The organism is Microbulbifer sp. ABF4_148, from assembly GCF_056158985.1.
This window is the reverse complement of record NZ_JBSWUI010000001.1, coordinates 2,871,940-2,886,903: the sequence shown is the minus strand read 5'-3', so window position 1 is coordinate 2,886,903 and position 14,964 is coordinate 2,871,940. Positions and strand designations below refer to the sequence as shown.

General features: G+C 57.4%; 14 protein-coding genes. 5 read left to right on the top strand and 9 right to left on the bottom strand.

What is annotated here, in order from left to right:
- Positions 1-20: 20 nt before the first annotated feature.
- From ACXAD0_RS12640 to ACXAD0_RS12625, 4 genes are all read right to left on the bottom strand, one after another.
- The gene (locus ACXAD0_RS12640; protein ID WP_475088824.1) at positions 21-1,406 is read right to left on the bottom strand and encodes an L-serine ammonia-lyase; all 1,386 of its coding nucleotides are present in this window, start codon (positions 1,404-1,406) and stop codon (positions 21-23) included.
- A 163-nt stretch (positions 1,407-1,569) separates the two neighbouring features.
- Positions 1,570-2,544 (bottom strand): tRNA 5-methoxyuridine(34)/uridine 5-oxyacetic acid(34) synthase CmoB, encoded by a 975-nt coding sequence (gene cmoB, locus ACXAD0_RS12635; RefSeq protein WP_475088822.1) that lies wholly within the window; start codon positions 2,542-2,544, stop codon positions 1,570-1,572.
- Positions 2,541-3,287, bottom strand: coding sequence for a carboxy-S-adenosyl-L-methionine synthase CmoA (cmoA, locus tag ACXAD0_RS12630; protein ID WP_475088820.1), 747 nt, complete (start codon positions 3,285-3,287; stop codon positions 2,541-2,543). Before cmoA ends, cmoB begins: the two co-directional genes overlap by 4 nt.
- A 15-nt stretch (positions 3,288-3,302) precedes the next feature.
- Entirely contained in the window at positions 3,303-6,212 is a 2,910-nt protein-coding gene (locus ACXAD0_RS12625) for an insulinase family protein (protein WP_475088818.1), read from the bottom strand.
- A 202-nt stretch (positions 6,213-6,414) separates the two neighbouring features.
- On the opposite strand from ACXAD0_RS12625, the gene ACXAD0_RS12620 reads away from it, so the two are divergent.
- From ACXAD0_RS12620 to ACXAD0_RS12610, 3 genes are read left to right on the top strand one after another with little or no spacing between them, the layout of a single operon-like run.
- A complete protein-coding gene (locus ACXAD0_RS12620) occupies positions 6,415-7,122 on the top strand; it encodes a DUF599 domain-containing protein (protein WP_475090385.1) in 708 nt (235 codons plus the stop codon).
- A gap of 21 nt (positions 7,123-7,143) precedes the next feature.
- Entirely contained in the window at positions 7,144-7,467 is a 324-nt protein-coding gene (locus ACXAD0_RS12615) for a nucleotide pyrophosphohydrolase (RefSeq protein ID WP_475088817.1), read from the top strand.
- A complete protein-coding gene (locus ACXAD0_RS12610) occupies positions 7,460-8,236 on the top strand; it encodes a methyltransferase domain-containing protein (RefSeq protein ID WP_475088815.1) in 777 nt (258 codons plus the stop codon). The genes ACXAD0_RS12615 and ACXAD0_RS12610 overlap by 8 nt, the downstream gene beginning before the upstream one ends.
- A gap of 15 nt (positions 8,237-8,251) precedes the next feature.
- Here ACXAD0_RS12610 and ACXAD0_RS12605 read toward each other — a convergent pair whose 3' ends face one another.
- The gene (locus ACXAD0_RS12605; RefSeq protein WP_475088813.1) at positions 8,252-8,758 is read right to left on the bottom strand and encodes a J domain-containing protein; all 507 of its coding nucleotides are present in this window, start codon (positions 8,756-8,758) and stop codon (positions 8,252-8,254) included.
- Positions 8,746-10,071, bottom strand: a complete 1,326-nt coding sequence (locus ACXAD0_RS12600) for a porin family protein (protein ID WP_475088812.1) — start codon at positions 10,069-10,071, stop codon at positions 8,746-8,748. The genes ACXAD0_RS12605 and ACXAD0_RS12600 overlap by 13 nt, the downstream gene beginning before the upstream one ends.
- Before the next feature lie 141 nt (positions 10,072-10,212).
- Between ACXAD0_RS12600 and ACXAD0_RS12595 the strand changes: the two genes are divergently transcribed.
- Positions 10,213-10,833 carry a class I SAM-dependent methyltransferase gene (locus ACXAD0_RS12595; RefSeq protein WP_475088810.1) on the top strand — a complete coding sequence of 207 codons (621 nt, stop codon included), beginning with the start codon at positions 10,213-10,215 and terminating at the stop codon, positions 10,831-10,833.
- Positions 10,834-10,878: 45 nt separating this feature from the next.
- Positions 10,879-11,508: a peptide-methionine (S)-S-oxide reductase MsrA gene (gene msrA, locus ACXAD0_RS12590; protein ID WP_475088808.1), complete on the top strand. Its 630-nt coding sequence runs from the start codon at positions 10,879-10,881 to the stop codon at positions 11,506-11,508.
- 61 nt (positions 11,509-11,569) lie between these two features.
- On the opposite strand, the gene ACXAD0_RS12585 is transcribed toward msrA, so the two are convergent.
- The 3 genes from ACXAD0_RS12585 to ACXAD0_RS12575 all read right to left on the bottom strand — a co-directional run bounded on the left by ACXAD0_RS12585 (position 11,570) and on the right by ACXAD0_RS12575 (position 14,902).
- On the bottom strand, positions 11,570-12,415 hold the full coding sequence (locus ACXAD0_RS12585; protein ID WP_475090383.1) for a sulfurtransferase: 846 nt from the start codon (positions 12,413-12,415) through the stop codon (positions 11,570-11,572).
- 140 nt (positions 12,416-12,555) lie between these two features.
- Positions 12,556-13,620, bottom strand: coding sequence for a glutaminase A (gene glsA / locus ACXAD0_RS12580; RefSeq protein WP_475090381.1), 1,065 nt, complete (start codon positions 13,618-13,620; stop codon positions 12,556-12,558).
- The gene (locus tag ACXAD0_RS12575; protein WP_475088806.1) at positions 13,610-14,902 is read right to left on the bottom strand and encodes a DcaP family trimeric outer membrane transporter; all 1,293 of its coding nucleotides are present in this window, start codon (positions 14,900-14,902) and stop codon (positions 13,610-13,612) included. Before ACXAD0_RS12575 ends, glsA begins: the two co-directional genes overlap by 11 nt.
- Between the last annotated feature and the right edge of the window lie 62 nt (positions 14,903-14,964).

Below are 14,964 nucleotides of genomic sequence, written 5' to 3'. Positions count from 1 at the left end.
GGAGAGCGGTATCGGCGCAATCAGCAGTTGACTGCGTTAACCGCCAGGCCTCCCAGGGAAGTTTCCTTGTACTTGCTCTGCATGTCGATGCCGGTTTGGCGCATGGTTTCGATGACACTATCGAGCGGCACGATATGCTCGCCGTCTCCGCGTAGCGCCAGTCGCGCTGCATTGATGGCTTTCACCGCTCCCATGGTGTTGCGTTCGATACAGGGCACCTGAACCAGTCCCCCGATGGGATCACAGGTGAGTCCCAGGTTGTGTTCCATACCAATCTCAGCCGCATTTTCAATCTGCAGATTACTGCCGCCTTGCACGGCTGCGAGTCCCGCTGATGCCATAGAGCAGGCGACGCCAATCTCGCCCTGGCATCCGACTTCTGCGGCAGAGATTGAGGCATTCTTCTTGAACAGCATCCCGATGGCGCCCGCGGTTAGCAGGAATTTAACGACCTGATCGCGGAGCTCACCATGCTGTTGCGGATCGTGGACAAAGTTCACGTAGTAGGCAATGACCGCAGGGATGACGCCTGCCGCCCCATTGGTGGGTGCGGTTACAATTCTTCCCCGGGCTGCATTTTCTTCGTTCACGGCCAGCGCATAAAGACTTACCCAGTCGAGAATTGCCAGCCCCTTGTCCCTTTCCTCAGTGCTTTGTTTACGTAGCTCGTCATACAGCTCGGCCGCACGACGCCGGACTTTGAGTCCGCCCGGAAGGAGCCCATACTGGCGACAACCTCGCTGGATCGACGCATCCATAACCTTCCAGATCGCCCAAAGTGATTCCTTTACCGCAGATTCCGAGCGGTAGGCTTTTTCATTCTCGAGCGCCAGGCGAGCGATTGACCAGCCATGTTGGGCGCACACCTCCATCAGGTCGCTGGCGCTGTCAAAGTCATAGGGGAGGAGGGTGGCGATATCTTCTTTGTGGGAAAAATCATCCTCTGACAAAACGAATCCACCACCAATGGAATAGTAGTTTTGCTGGTAAATCAGTTCGGGGCCCTGATAGGCACGACAGGTCATCCCGTTGGCGTGGCGCTCGAGAAACTCTTCATTGTGAAATATCAATGAGGAATCGTGTTCAAACGGCACTGGCTGAACGCCGTTCAGCATCAGTTGGCCAGTGTTCTCGAGATCGGCGAGTTTATCGTCGATAGTGTCGACGTCGATGGTATCTGGCTGCTCGCCAAGTAACCCCATTACCACCGCCATATCGGTGCCATGGCCAATACCTGTCAGTGCCAGGGAGCCGTACAGGTGTATCTCCACGCGTTCGGTTCGCCGGAGTAAACTGCGTTGCTGGAGATCCATGACAAACTGACGTGCCGCAACCATTGGGCCGACGGTATGGGAGCTGGACGGCCCGACCCCGATTTTGAACAACTCGAATACACTGATGCTCATTACCCGCTCTACCTCGCAGCGCCATCTGGCGTTACTGATACTGTCGGGAAAGTGGCGCAATCACTTCCCGTATTCAAGATAGACGGGGTCATTCCGAACGAAATGCTATGGGGAGTGGATTAGGCGAAATTTACGCTGGTGAATGGTGCGGGGACGAAACAACCTACGGTGCATTTGCGACCAAAACGGCCCGCTTGGGCGGGGGGTGACCTTCCGCAGTTGCCGCTTGATCCTCGCTGAGGAAATCCTGCAGCGATTCGAAACGCATCCAGTCGGTCCGACGCTGCTCGCCAACTGAAGTAACCTCGACATCCACGGTGCGCGGGTTGACGAAGCCTGACTTGCGCAACCAGCTTTCCAGCGTCTCGCAGCTGGGCAGGAACCAGACATTACGCATTTTGGCATAGCGCCCCTCCGGAACGAGGCTGTCACCCAGTTCGCCATCCACCACCAGGGTCTCCAGAACCAGCTGGCCGCCCGGACGCAAGGTCTCGCGTAGCTCGCGCAGGTGATCCATCGGCGAGCGTCGATGATAGAGCACGCCCATTGAAAAGGTGGTGTCGAAGGCCTCCAGCCTGGGCGGCAGGGCTTCAATGCCAATGGGCAAAAGGTCTACGGGGCGGTGCGGCCCCAGGTAGCGTTTCAGGGCATAAAACTGCGCGACAAATTTTGCCGAGGGGTCGATCCCGATGACCCGGCGCGCCCCAGCACCGTACTGTCGCCAACAGTGATAACCGTTGCCGCAACCGACATCGAGCACCAGGCGATTCTCGAGGGATTCCAGATGTGGCAGTACCCGGTCCCATTTCCAGTCCGAGCGCCATTCGGTATCAATATGCAGGCCAAAAACATCCCAGGGACCTTTTCGCCAGGGATGCAGTGCTCGCAGGTGTTCTTTCAGTGTCGCGCGCTGTTCATCGGAAATATCTGCGGTGTGCCCGATGCGTACGGACTCCGCTAACTCTATCGACGATGGGGTGAGGTTTGGCAGGGCATTCAGCGCCGCTTGCCAATCCGGCATATCACCCCAGCGCGAGGGGCTTAACCCCTCTGCGATTTGGGCGGGGAGTGTGGCCAGCCAGGATCGCAGCTGGGGGATGTGTTGCAGCCCCTGGTACAGGCTCGAGTAATTGATCATGCCACAGCCTCGTCGGTCTTGATGGCGATCATCGAGGCAAAGTTAAAGCACTGGAACCAGACATCGACGCTGTCGAAGCCAACCTGGCGTAATCGCTCGCGGTGCTCCTGCAGCGTTTCCGGTATCAGGACATTCTCCAGTGAAGTGCGCTTCTGTGCGATTTCGAGGTCACTGTAACCGTTGGCGCGCTTGAACGAGTGATGGAGGTCGATCATGAGCTCCTGATGGTGGGCATCCGAAAACGATACTTTCTCAGAGAGAATCAGCACGCCGCCGGGCCGCAGTCCCTGATAAATTGCACTCAGAATTTCCACGCGCTCGGAGACAGGGATAAATTGCAGGGTGAAATTCAGTACCACCACAGAGGCATTTTCGATAGGTACCTGCTGCAAGTTATCGCAGATAAGTTGCACCGGTACCTGACCGCTGTCGGCTTCGAGCACCGTGCGTGCGCGCTCCACCATCGCGGGGGAGTTGTCGACCGCGACGATTTCGACATTGGCGGCAGGAATCCGGTGTCGCATGGCCAGGGTCGCAGCACACAGCGAACTCCCCAGGTCGTAACAGCGACTGCCTGACTGGGCGTAGCGTTCCGCCAGGGTGCCGATCATGGCCACGATCGTGGTGTAGCCCGGCACAGATCGCTGGATCATATCCGGGAATACGTCGACAACGGATTGGTCAAAGGCAAAACCCGCTACTTCTCCGAGCGGGTTTGCGTAGATACTGTCGCGCTTGCTCATACTTCCGCTCGGCTATTACAGCGTCTCTTCTTCCAGGCCCAGTGCAAGGCCGGCGTCGCGACCCTGGGCACCGGTTACCACAGCAGTGCCTGCCATTTGAGGCTGCAGGTAGGTGGCTGCTACCCGTTGCAGATCTTCCAGCGTGACCTGCGTCACCTGTTGGCGGAATGCCTGGCGCACGGCATGCGTACGACCGTAGAGCGCCGCATGGAAGGCCTTTTTGGCTTCTCCGGCCGGTGAGCCGGGCTTGTCCAGTCCACCGACCACCCCGAGGATGGCTTCTTCAACCTGAGACGCCTGATGGCTATCCCCTGCGAGCCATTCCAGAGAGGCATCAAAATCCTGCAGTGTTTCCGCCATACGAGGATCGCGATAGGAATAGAAGCGGAACACACCCAGGTTGGAATCATGACTCGCACCACCGCCGTAGGCGCCCCCTTGCTCGCGAATCGTACGATGCAGGAAGCCATTACGCAGGAACCCGCCCAGTACTGCGAGAGGTGCCGCATCCGGGTGGGTCATTGGAACGGTTGCATAGGCCTTCGCGCAGAAATTGACCTGGCTGTTGGTCATCCACAGCTGGTTTGTCGGCGCGGCGCTAAAGGCACGCGTATCGACGCCATCAGAGGCCTGGCCTGCAGTTGCCATGGGTTTCAGGGAGTTGGAGAAGGCATCCAGTCGTTCGTCTTCGCCGATTAACAGGAATCGTTTCTGTGCACCGGCGATCTTCTGGTGAATCGCGCTAAAGATCTGCGCCACCTGTTCCAGGCCATCACCGTCGAAAGATTTCACCAGTGCCTTCAGTCGGCGCAGGCCCAGTAGCCCGCCGGTCGCGTGCCCTTCATGGGCGGCCAGGCTGAAACCGGCCCCGGCTGCTGACATGGCGAGTGCATGTCCGTTGCCGACGATACCCTGTTCGCGCCGGGCGAGGGTCTGCATAAAGAGTTCCCGGATTCTGGGTAACTCGTCAAAACGTGGCTGCTCGAGAGTGGCTTGCATCAGTTCGGACAGGCCAGCCTGATTGCGTGCCAGGGCTTTGCCCGAAAGGATGAAGTGTCCCTGCAGATGGTTCAGATCTTCGATACCGGTACGGCTGCTGGTAAATCCATGCAGGGCACCGCAGACTTCCGCCTGCCATTGCTGCACCTGCAGGTAGTCTTTGTCACCCAGGCCAACTTCGCAAAGGGTCTGGCAATAGTACGGCAGTAGCTGCTTTTCCTCCTCGGTCAGGTCGGGCAGGGCGCAAATTGCCTGCTGGTAAACCAGCCCATTGGTGCCGGCATTGTACCGGTCCAGCGAACAGCCATTCAGCTCGACCTGCTGACCTTCGACCTGACGCAGTTCCGGTGGGATGTCTTCGACACCAACCTTGGGCAGGATGGAGGGATCATCTTCACGCTGTTGTCGATCGAGCAGCGCCTTGGCAGTTTGCACAATATGCTGCTTCTGCTCCTCAGTCAGTCCGGCCTTGATACCGGCGAGCTCTTCTTTTTCCGCCTGGTCTTTGCGGGCAGCCAGCTGGTCGTCGGGGGCGAGGATCAGGCGCACCCGATGCTGGTTTTCCAGCAGCAGGGAGCGAGCCTTGTCGGCAATAAATTTGGGATCCTTGATTTGCTCGCGGAGTTTCTCCAGCGTGGCATCGATATTCAGCAGGCCAATGGCATCGCCGCGGTGGGTGGCGCCGGTCAATGCCGTCAGAATCAGCTGCAGGCCATAAGGATAACCGTCACCGCCAATTTCGCGCTGTTGGAGTTCCAGCTGGTGCAGGCTGGCGGCAACCTGTTCATAGGGCACGCCTTTTTCGGCGACGTCACGCAGAACATCCAGTACCTGTTTTTCCAGGGCGTCGGCGCGATCTCGTTCACTACCTTCAATACCGCAGACAAACATCATCTCGCGCTGGGAGTCATCCAGGCCCAGCAGAGGGGATGGGGAGGTGCCCAGATCCGTCGTTTCCAGCAGCTTCATCATCGGCGAGGCGCTGTTATCCAGCAGCACACCGGCCAGTAAGTGCGCTGTCAGGGCTTCCTCCAGATCGGTGACGTCTCCCAGCAGCCAGGCCAGCACGATGTGGGTCTTTTCACTGGTGCCGCCTTCCTCGCTGAGCGGATAGCGCTCTTCAACGGACACCGGTGCAAGATAGCGGTCTTCCCGGCCGACACTAATCTGCTTGTTGAGACGCTCGAACTTGTGCAGCGCGCGCTCTTCGAAGGCAGCCTGGTGCTCCGCGGCAGGAATGTCACCGAACGTCATGAAAATGGCATTGCTGGGGTGGTAATGGGTGCGGTAAAACGCCTTGAGTTGTTCGTAACTGAGCTTTGGAATATCCGCGGGCTCGCCGCCAGAGTTGTAGTGGTACGTGGTTGTCGGGAACAGGTATTTACTGAGCGCTTGCCACAGTTGCGAGCTGACGGAGCTCATTGCGCCCTTCATTTCGTTGAACACGACGCCCTTGTACAGCAGTTCACTGTCGGGGTTGTCGGGCTCCGCGAACTCGAGGCGATGTCCTTCCTGCGCGAAATCCAGCGGGTCCAGCCGCGCAAAGAAGACCGCGTCCAGATAGACATCGAGCAGATTGTCGAAGTCCTTGCGGTTTTCACTGGCAAACGGGTAAGCGGTCCAGTCCGAGCTGGTAAACGCATTCATGAACGTATTCAGTGAGCGCCGGATCATCATAAAGAACGGATCGCGAACCGGGTATTTATCGCTCCCGCACAGGGCGGTGTGCTCAAGGATGTGAGCCACGCCAGTGGAGTCCTGGGGCACGGTGCGCAGTGCGACGAGAAAGACATTCTCGGGGTTATCTGCAGCGATATGCAGGTGCTGGGCGCCGGTGGCGGTATGTCGGTATTCTTCTACCTGTACGCCTAAGGACTCGATTTCTGCGCGGGTAACCAACTCAAAAGCAGGATGTGCGTTGCTCAAGGTACACTCCGTGGGGTTTATAGAATTCTCCGTGAAGCCAGTGCAAGGCCGGTCGACGGTGCAAAGAGGGCGCTATTCTAACGCTTCGGTGATACGGAAAAACAGTGTTGACATGGACGCCGGCAGGGCAAAAACTGCGCTCAACACCCGGTTGCCGAAGCAGGGTAAATGTAGACGAAAACGGAGACACGCGTTGACCTGGATGGATTACGCCAGTTTGGCTGGTTTTTTGCTCACCTGGGGTGGTTACACCATCTTTGCCCGACGTATCGCCAAGCGCTCCTGGTGCCTGGCTTCTTCTATGCAGTGGTATCGGGTGGAATGGATGCTGCGCATGCTGGAACGGGATGTCCGCATTCAGGATGTCACGATCCTGGGTAACCTCGAACGGGTGATCGGCTTCTTTGCCTCTACCAGCATCCTGATCCTCGCGGGTCTCGTTACGGCACTTGCGGCCAACCAGACTGCGGTGGACCTGCTGGGGACGCTGCCATTCTCGAGTACGGTTACGGTCGAACAGTTTGAGATCAAGATCCTTCTGCTGATCCTTATCTTTGTTTTCGCCTTCTTCAATTTTACCTGGTCACTGCGCCAGTACTCGTTTGCCAATGTGCTGATCGGCGCTGCGCCAAATACCGCGGACGAGACGGCGACCGAGGAAGAGCGTCATCGTTTTGCCGTGGGTACCGCCAAGGTGATTGATCAGGCCGGCCACAGCTATAACTACGGGCTGCGTTCCTTCTACTTTGCCATGTCGGTCATGGCGTGGTTTATCCATCCGGTCCTGTTCACCATTGGTTACTTAATCGTCGCGCTGGTGCTCTATTCGCGTGAGTTCCGCTCAAGAACCCTGCAGGTCATCCTGGCCGCAGAGGGACGCAGCCTTGGCGCGCGCAGGGAAAAGCAATAGCGGCACCGGAGGCCCTCAGACATGAATGTTCAGCAGATCCTTGCGGAGTTTCACCAGATCGCCGAGGCGCGCGACTGGAGTCGCCTGCACACGCCCAAAAACCTGGCTATGGCGCTCACGGTGGAAGTGGGCGAACTGTTGCGACTGGTTCAATGGCGCAGCGACGACGAACTCCAGGGATTGTCAGATACCGAGCGTAGCGCGCTCGGTGAGGAGCTGGCCGACATACAGATGTATCTGGTCAAGCTCAGCGATACGCTGGGTGTCGATTTGGGCGCGGCGGTGGAGAGCAAGATGGCTTCGAACCGCGAACGCCACGCGGGGCACAGCGCAACCAATGAGTGACCGCAATTTCGATGATCTGGCGGAACGTTTCCGCAAACGCATCTACGGTGGGCTCAAGGGGGACATTCGCCTTGCGGTATTAAACCGGGATCTGGCACCGGTCATTCACCCCGAATCGGGCATTCTGAATATTATCGATGCCGGGGGCGGGCAGGGCCAGTTTGCACTGGATCTGGCGGAGGCCGGGCATCGGGTGACCATTGCGGATATCTCCGCAAACATGCTCCAGCTGGCTAAAGACGCTGCCGCTGAACGTGGTGTGAGCGGTGTGCGCTTCGAGCAGCAGCCTCTACAGGGGCTCGTTGAGCTGGACGCGCTGCAGGGCGCTGACCTCCTGCTGTGCCATGCGGTGCTGGAGTGGTTGGCCGAACCCAGGGCTGCGATTCGATCGCTGGCTGAACTGCTGTCGACCGGCGGCTTTCTGTCGCTGACCTTCTACAATCGCTTGTCGCTGGAGTTTCGCCTGTTACAGCGGGGCAGTTTTCGCCAGCTTGATCGCAACCGGGACAGCGCCGACTGGAGTGGGCATCCCGGGAGCCTGACGCCGAACAACCCCTTATTGCTGGAGTGGGTGCGGGAGTGGTTGGCCGAGGCTGGTTTTCGTGTGGTGACCCATAGTGGCATCCGTTGCTTTCACGATTACATGACGCCGGTGATTCGCGAGAAGTTACCCGTGAGCGCCATTGTTGAGAAAGAGCTGGAGTTCTCCCGCGTGGATCCTTATCGGCAATTGGCCCGCTACGTCCATCTGCTGTGTGTGAAAGAGTGACGCCCCCGGCCCAGATTAGTCTTGCAGCTCCTTCAGGAGTAGCTCCTTCGCCGCATTCACCCGCGATGCCAGATAGTCGCTGCCACCGCGATCCGGATGCAGTTTTTGAATAAGGCGTCGGTGGGCGTACAGGATCTCATCTCGATTAGCCCCGGGCGCAACACCGAGAATACGTCTGGCCTCGGCGGGTGTGAGGGGGATTTCCGACTGTGCTCCGGTGTCGCCCTCCATTTTCTCTTTCTGCGTACCGCGGGCATGCTTACTGATCAGCGGGGCAAGCCACGGCAGGTGGCGTATCAGGAAGCTGAAAAACTTTCCGAGTACCGGAATAATCACCGCGACGGCGGCACCCACCCAGTGGAGGCGGCCCGTGACGGCAGCCAATACCGCCACAATCGCGAGGCCAATCAGTGACCATTGCAACAGGAGTTTGCGCCGCTCCTTCGGTGAACTGGCATTGAACTTCTGCCAGGCAATCCAGGCACAGATACCTAGCGCGATAAGAACGATCAACTGGCCCACTTTACTTCCTCGATGCTGGCTGGGGACGACAGCATATCAAATGTCGATACGTACGCCGACCGCGAGGAAGCCATCAAAAACCGGCTCTGCGTTTCGGGTGCTGTCGCTGTAGCCACCCTCGAAGTACAGCCGAATGCGTTCATCCCAACGATACTGGGCGCCGAGAAAGTAGCCAGCCACGCGAAATTTGTTGCCGTCCAACAGTGTTCGCTCAAACGCACTGTCATCAGATTCGAGGATATTGTGGCCGCCGTAAACGGAAAAGCAGTCGTTCGCGCCCCAGGTATAACTGATAAAGGACTCGGACCCTTTGGCGTCGTAGAAGTTGGTGCCTCCCTCCACTGTGCCGGGTGGGGCCAGTTCATTGTTCTGTGAGCGTTGGAACACCAGGGCCGCGTAGAGCCCTGCTCAAATGCGCCGCGACCGTAGGCACCACCAACGGCTAGCGCCCACGAGTTACTGCTGGCATCGAGTTGAATATCGTCTCGGATCAGGATTGGCGCTTCCGGTGCGGTGATGTCGAATAGCAGCCCGCGTTCGGTGGAAGCGTCGATCTGCGCACGGTTGTAGGTCGCCCCCAGAAACAAGCCTTCGCCGATATCCCGTTGCCAGGTAAATGAGATGCCGTGAGAAATGTCGTAGACACATTCGCCCTCGGGACAGACCAGCAGGGTATTTTCGCCGGCAACATCGCGCAGCTCGATCTCAAACTCCGCGACGTGGGCCTGATACTGTAGGCCAATCTGCATTTCCCCACAGAGTGCGGGGAATTGCTTGCGCCAGGTCAGGGCGGCATCGGCGCGGCCCGTGCCGGTAATGCCCCCATCGGAGCTCAGGGAAAAGGTACCGGATCCAAGCCCCCCGGAAACGTGATACCAATCTGTAATACGGGTTACGTCGTAATACACAGACCACTGTTTACCGGCGACCAGCTCTCCCCAGTAATCGTGTTCGGCAAACGCGTGCCCCTGGCGCAGAAACAGCGAGTCACCGGCATCGCCAGGTGCTGTTTCCTGGTCGCCCTTAATGACGATGTTGCGGGAAGAGGAGATCGCATTGATCCCCCATTCGAGGTTGAAGCCAACATCCCAGTTGCCGGCGGCGGGAACAGTCAGGCCGATTCGCAGGCGAGAGGGGCCATCCTGAAGCGAGGTATCTCCGTCCGCGTTGAGCTGGTGCGTGGCGAAAAACCCGGACATGTACAGGGTTGCCTGCTCCGACTCAAAAATTGGGACAGCAGAACAGAGGGTGCCAAGCGGAAGCAGAAAGATGCCCGCCGCACAAGCCTGGTAGTGGCGTAATTTTGCGCGCATGGGTCAGCCGGATTTCGGTGCTGGGTTCAAACAAAATAGCCGACGCTGCTGAAACGCCAAGCGCGCGGGGTTAAACTTGTGCATGTTGGTTCCATCAACCGTTCAGTAAACCCCCGCAGCGGAGAGAGCAGAGGTACGCCGGTGGCAGCGAAACAAACCCATACGCGAACGCTCTTCGGTTTAGAAGTGCGTCAAAATGCCCACCCGGATATGCGCAAGCTGCGCCGGGAAGCGGGGGATGCCTCGCTGCATGGCAACAAGTTCTGGAAAAGCTCTTGCCTGATGATGGAGTACCTGCGGCGGCATCCGTTGAAACCCGGGGCCAAAGTGCTTGACCTGGGGTGCGGCTGGGGACTCGGGGGTATTTATTGCGCGAAGTCGTTCAATGCCCGGGTTACGTCGCTGGACGCGGATCCGAGTGTGTTCCCGTTCCTGCACTACCATGCGGCGCTCAATGGGGTCCGTGTGAGCGACTGGCAGTGTCGCTATGAGCGCGTTACCGCTGCTCAACTGGCGGATTTTGATGCCGTGATAGGAACCGATATTTGTTTCTGGGACAAGCTGGAGCGTCCGCTCTACAATTTGACTAAGCGTGCGCTGGACTCCAGGGTGGGGCGCGTCATTTTGGTTGACCCGGGTCGCTCTCCATTCCGGGGCCTTGCGGAACGCGCAGAAGAAAAGTTGGGCGCGCGTTACATGGAGGTTTCCGTTGAACGGCCGGTCAAAGCCAGTGGCTGTATTTTGGAAGCGCGCCCGGATTAGCGGGCCGCGAGAGGAGTGTGCCTCGAGCACAAGAGATAGGTAGCAATGCAATACGATAAGTTCAAAATGCCCTGTGCCGACCAGATCCTGCCGGGTCGTCCGGATCCGATGGAGATTTCTGGCAAGCACTTTGTCAATGGCAACTCGATGAAAGCGCCATTTCCCGAGGGAATGCAACAGGCGATTTTTGGCATGGGCTGCTTTTGGGGTGTGGAGCGGTTGTTCTGGGAAATCGACGGCGTTTATGTCACGGCCGCCGGCTATGCGGATGGCTGTACTGAAAACCCCAATTACGATGAAGTCTGCAGCGGCAGAACCGGACACGCCGAAGTGGTGCTGGTTGTTTTCGACCCCAGCAAAGTCTCTTACAACGATTTACTGCAACGGTTTTGGGAAGAGCACGACCCGACGCAGGGCGAGCGTCAGGGGAACGACATCGGCTCGCAGTATCGTTCGGTGATTTTATGCTTCGATGATGAACAGATGGAAGAGGCCAAGCGGACCAGGGAAGCGTTTCAGAATGCGCTCAAGGAGAAAGGCTTTGGCGAAATTACCACGGAAATCGATTCGCTAAAGCCGTTCTATTACGCTGAGGAATACCACCAGCAGTATCTGGCGAAAAACCCTGATGGATACTGCGGTCTTGCCGGTACGGGAGCGTGCCTTCTCCGCTAGAACGCGTTCTCCAACGAGAGTTTGGCACTTCGAAAAAGCGGCAGGAAAACTGCCGCTTTTTTTATTCCGCTCCAGTCGCCTCCTGATGGAGGATATGCGCGCACCAATCGCTCCAGCTTCCCGCGTACAGCCTTGCATCCTCTTTGCCGAGCAGGTGAAGGGACAACAGATTGACACAGGCGGTCACTCCGGACCCGCAGTAATTGACCAGAGGTTGGTCAGAGGGCACGCCTTGCCAGCGTTGGGAAAGGGCGCTCGCATCCAACAGCCTGCCGTTTGCATCGGTCACTTCCAGCCAGGGCCTGTTAATCGCAGTCGGGATATGTCCGGCGATAGGATCGATCGGTTCCTCGGTTCCGGAAAAGCGCGCTGGATCGCGAGCATCGATCAGCTGCCAGGGCGGCGAGGGAAGACCCGCGAGCACGTCTTCATATGTCAGCACCAGGCTTTCGTCGGCGCGCGCCTCGAAACTGCCAGATTCCACTCGGGGCGCTTCACCGGATTCCAGGGGGAGGCCAAGTTCGCGCCAGGCATTGAGACCGCCATTCAGTACCGCGACATTGGTATGCCCAAAATATCGCAATAACCACCAGGCCCGTGCAGCAAATGCGAGCCGGTTTTCATCGTACACAATGACGGTCGACGCAGGGCTTATTCCGACAGCGCGTGCGAAAGCAGAAAACTGGTCGGCAGAGGGTAGCGGATGACGTCCTCCAAAGCGTCCAAGGGGGGCCGATAGGTCTGAATGCAGGCAAGCATAGTGCGCGCCGGGTATGTGACCCTCCTGATAGGCCACTCTGCCGGCATTTCCGTCGGCAAGATCATAGCGGCAATCCAGTACAACCGTACCGGGATCGTCCAACCGCAAACAAAGGTCTTCAGGTTCGATTACAGAGGTGTGTTGCATGGTCACCGAGCTAACCGGACTAAAGCATTCAAATTACGGGGAAAGTGTACGCTTGTCCAGTCGGTACCAGAGCTCCGGAGGGGGAGATGAGGCAAGCCATCTCTGCGGTTGGGGGGAAATGGCTTGCCGACGATGTGTTTTTAGTTGGGGGCGAAGGGATTACCGTCCAGCGCGTTGGATATATCGGTGATCGCTTTTTGCGCGCGAACGCTGTTACCTGCCTCATCCAGTGGAGGCGAGACCACTGCGATACCAAATTTGCCCGGGCTAACCGCCAGTATGCCACCGCCTACACCGCTCTTGGCGGGAAGGCCCGTGTGGTAAAGCCATTTACCCGAATCGTCATAGAGTCCGGCAGTCGCCATGATCGCTAGAAGGCCTGGAACGTACTTGGAGTCCAGAACCTTTTTGCCCGTAATCGGATTGGTACCAAAGTTGGCCAGAGTTGCCGCCATTGTGGCGAGATCTTTCGCGGTGACGTTGACCGAGCATTGCTCTGTATAGATATCCGTTGCTCGATCCGGGTTGTCCTTGATGTAGCCATAGGCATACATCAGTTGGCCTATCGCCTTATTGCGCTGGTTGGTCTCTGCCTCGGATTTGAATACCTCCTCGTTCACTGACAGCGGTCGACCAGCAAAATCACTGTAATAGTCGAGGATCTTTTTCCAAATCTCGTCACGATCATTCCCTTTAACCATGCTTGTGGTCGCAATGGCTCCCGGATTGACCAGAGGATTCATCTCTGGCCCCCCAAAGAGGTTCTCCGACATTTCAATGGAGACAATGGAGTTAAAGCGCATACCGGTGGCGTCCACTCCGATCGTGTTATAGATCAAGTCGGCACCACTTTCCTCCATTACTTTTGCGGCGGTGAATGGCTTCGATACCGACTCAATCGCGACCTCTGTTTTAAAGTCACCGGCGGTATAGATTTTGCCGTCGACGGTCACCAGCGCAAGACCGTAAATGTTGGGGTCCACCTTCGCAAGTGCCGGAATATAGTCGGCATTTTTACCCTCTTTCAGGCCTTTGTATTTTTTGTACGCCGCATCGAGTGCGGCCTGGATTTTTTTGGGGTCCAGCTGGTGATCGTCTGCTTGAACGAAAGCAGGTGAGCCCACGAAAATCACAAATAGCAGAATTGTGAGGATCGCTGTCAACCCTGGATGTTTCGTAACCACACGTGTGCCACTAGTCGCCATCTCTATCACCTATCAGGTTCATATCGAACATGTATTTAACGGAAAACTGTAACCGGACGTCATGGGACACAAAGCCGTCTCTGGCGTTGTGCCGTTCAGACCACTGGAGCTCCGGGCCGAGGAAGAACTGTTTGACCGGGTGGTAAAGGAGATTGACCAGCGCGTATTCCCCTTTTTCGAAGGCAGAATCGCGTTGTCCATCCGTGGTATCAATATCAACAACGGAGTAGCCGATCGTCGATGTCCACTTGTCGTTCCAGTTGATGTCGAGGAACGCCAGGCCGCCGAATACAGGCAAGGCTTCACCGGTAATCGGGGTAACCCGATTTTCGGGATTCAGCACAATGCCAATATCTGCCGGCGCATCGTTCATGTAGTTCTCGATGCCTTCCCCGTACACGGCCTGCAGGTGGAGCTTGGTATAGCCCATCTTGATGTTGGAGCTGATATTGACGCCCCAGCCGAACTCTTCACCACTGAGTTCAAATTCATCCAGGAGGATATCCTCCCACTCGATGTGACGGGCAATGGCGGCCAGCTGAAAGTGCCCCCAGTCGGTTCCCACTCGATACTGAGCGGATAGGTCGGGATAGCGGAAGTGGCCGCGGATGTCGTTGATTTCAATGCGGTCTTCGAAGTCGGTCAGGTCACGGCTGGCGCCGGGCCGCTCAAACGCGAAGGCAAAGCGCGAATCTCCGTCCTGCCATGGCGTCCACCGGAACTGAACGTTTCGGAAAAAGACCATGCCGTTTGGTCCCCAGTACTCAATGGAGTTCGGGAACACATCCGGGTCCATAAACAGACTCCAGGTCTGTCCGGCACCAATCTGACAGAACTCGCCCCAGGCATGGCGGAGACGAAAAGTCGTTTGGCCGGCATCCTCACCGACACCAAACAGCTCAAATTCGAAATGTGTTTTGACTTCACCGCAGTGGGTTTGTGTCGACCCTTTGACGCCAAAGCGCGTTTGGCGCACACCGGTATAGTAATTCCCGTTGGGCGCATATTCGTTCTTAAACGAGGGGAGCTTCGTTGGGCGGTTGACGTCGAACCACAGCGGGTCGCTCTGCTTATCCTGAAAGCCTGTATCCAGCATGATGTTGGTATACAGGTTGAGTTTTGGCGCCCAGAAGTCATCTTCGAAGCCGAAGGACGATGCGGTCGACGGGTTGCTGAATGTCAGGAGCATACCCGCCATCGCCAGCGCAGCGGGCTGCGCCGCGCGACGACAGAAACCCTCTGACCGCCGGCCCGGTTCGAGGTGCGATGGTGTGCGGCACATAGTGACACTTCCTTGTCGATGCCAGACTGAATACAAGGTTCCATGCCGCTTGGGTGGCACGG

Bases quoted from the DNA above. Each gene is read 5' to 3' on its own strand.
- ACXAD0_RS12640 (WP_475088824.1), bottom strand. From the start codon at position 1,406: ATGAGCATCAGTGTATTCGAGTTGTTCAAAATCGGGGTCGGGCCGTCC.
- cmoB (WP_475088822.1), bottom strand. From the start codon at position 2,544: ATGATCAATTACTCGAGCCTGTACCAGGGGCTGCAACACATCCCCCAG.
- cmoA (WP_475088820.1), bottom strand. From the start codon at position 3,287: ATGAGCAAGCGCGACAGTATCTACGCAAACCCGCTCGGAGAAGTAGCG.
- ACXAD0_RS12620 (WP_475090385.1), top strand. From the start codon at position 6,415: ATGGATTACGCCAGTTTGGCTGGTTTTTTGCTCACCTGGGGTGGTTAC.
- ACXAD0_RS12615 (WP_475088817.1), top strand. From the start codon at position 7,144: ATGAATGTTCAGCAGATCCTTGCGGAGTTTCACCAGATCGCCGAGGCG.
- ACXAD0_RS12610 (WP_475088815.1), top strand. From the start codon at position 7,460: ATGAGTGACCGCAATTTCGATGATCTGGCGGAACGTTTCCGCAAACGC.
- ACXAD0_RS12600 (WP_475088812.1), bottom strand. From the start codon at position 10,071: ATGCGCGCAAAATTACGCCACTACCAGGCTTGTGCGGCGGGCATCTTT.
- msrA (WP_475088808.1), top strand. From the start codon at position 10,879: ATGCAATACGATAAGTTCAAAATGCCCTGTGCCGACCAGATCCTGCCG.
- ACXAD0_RS12585 (WP_475090383.1), bottom strand. From the start codon at position 12,415: ATGCAACACACCTCTGTAATCGAACCTGAAGACCTTTGTTTGCGGTTG.
- glsA (WP_475090381.1), bottom strand. From the start codon at position 13,620: ATGGCGACTAGTGGCACACGTGTGGTTACGAAACATCCAGGGTTGACA.
- ACXAD0_RS12575 (WP_475088806.1), bottom strand. From the start codon at position 14,902: ATGTGCCGCACACCATCGCACCTCGAACCGGGCCGGCGGTCAGAGGGT.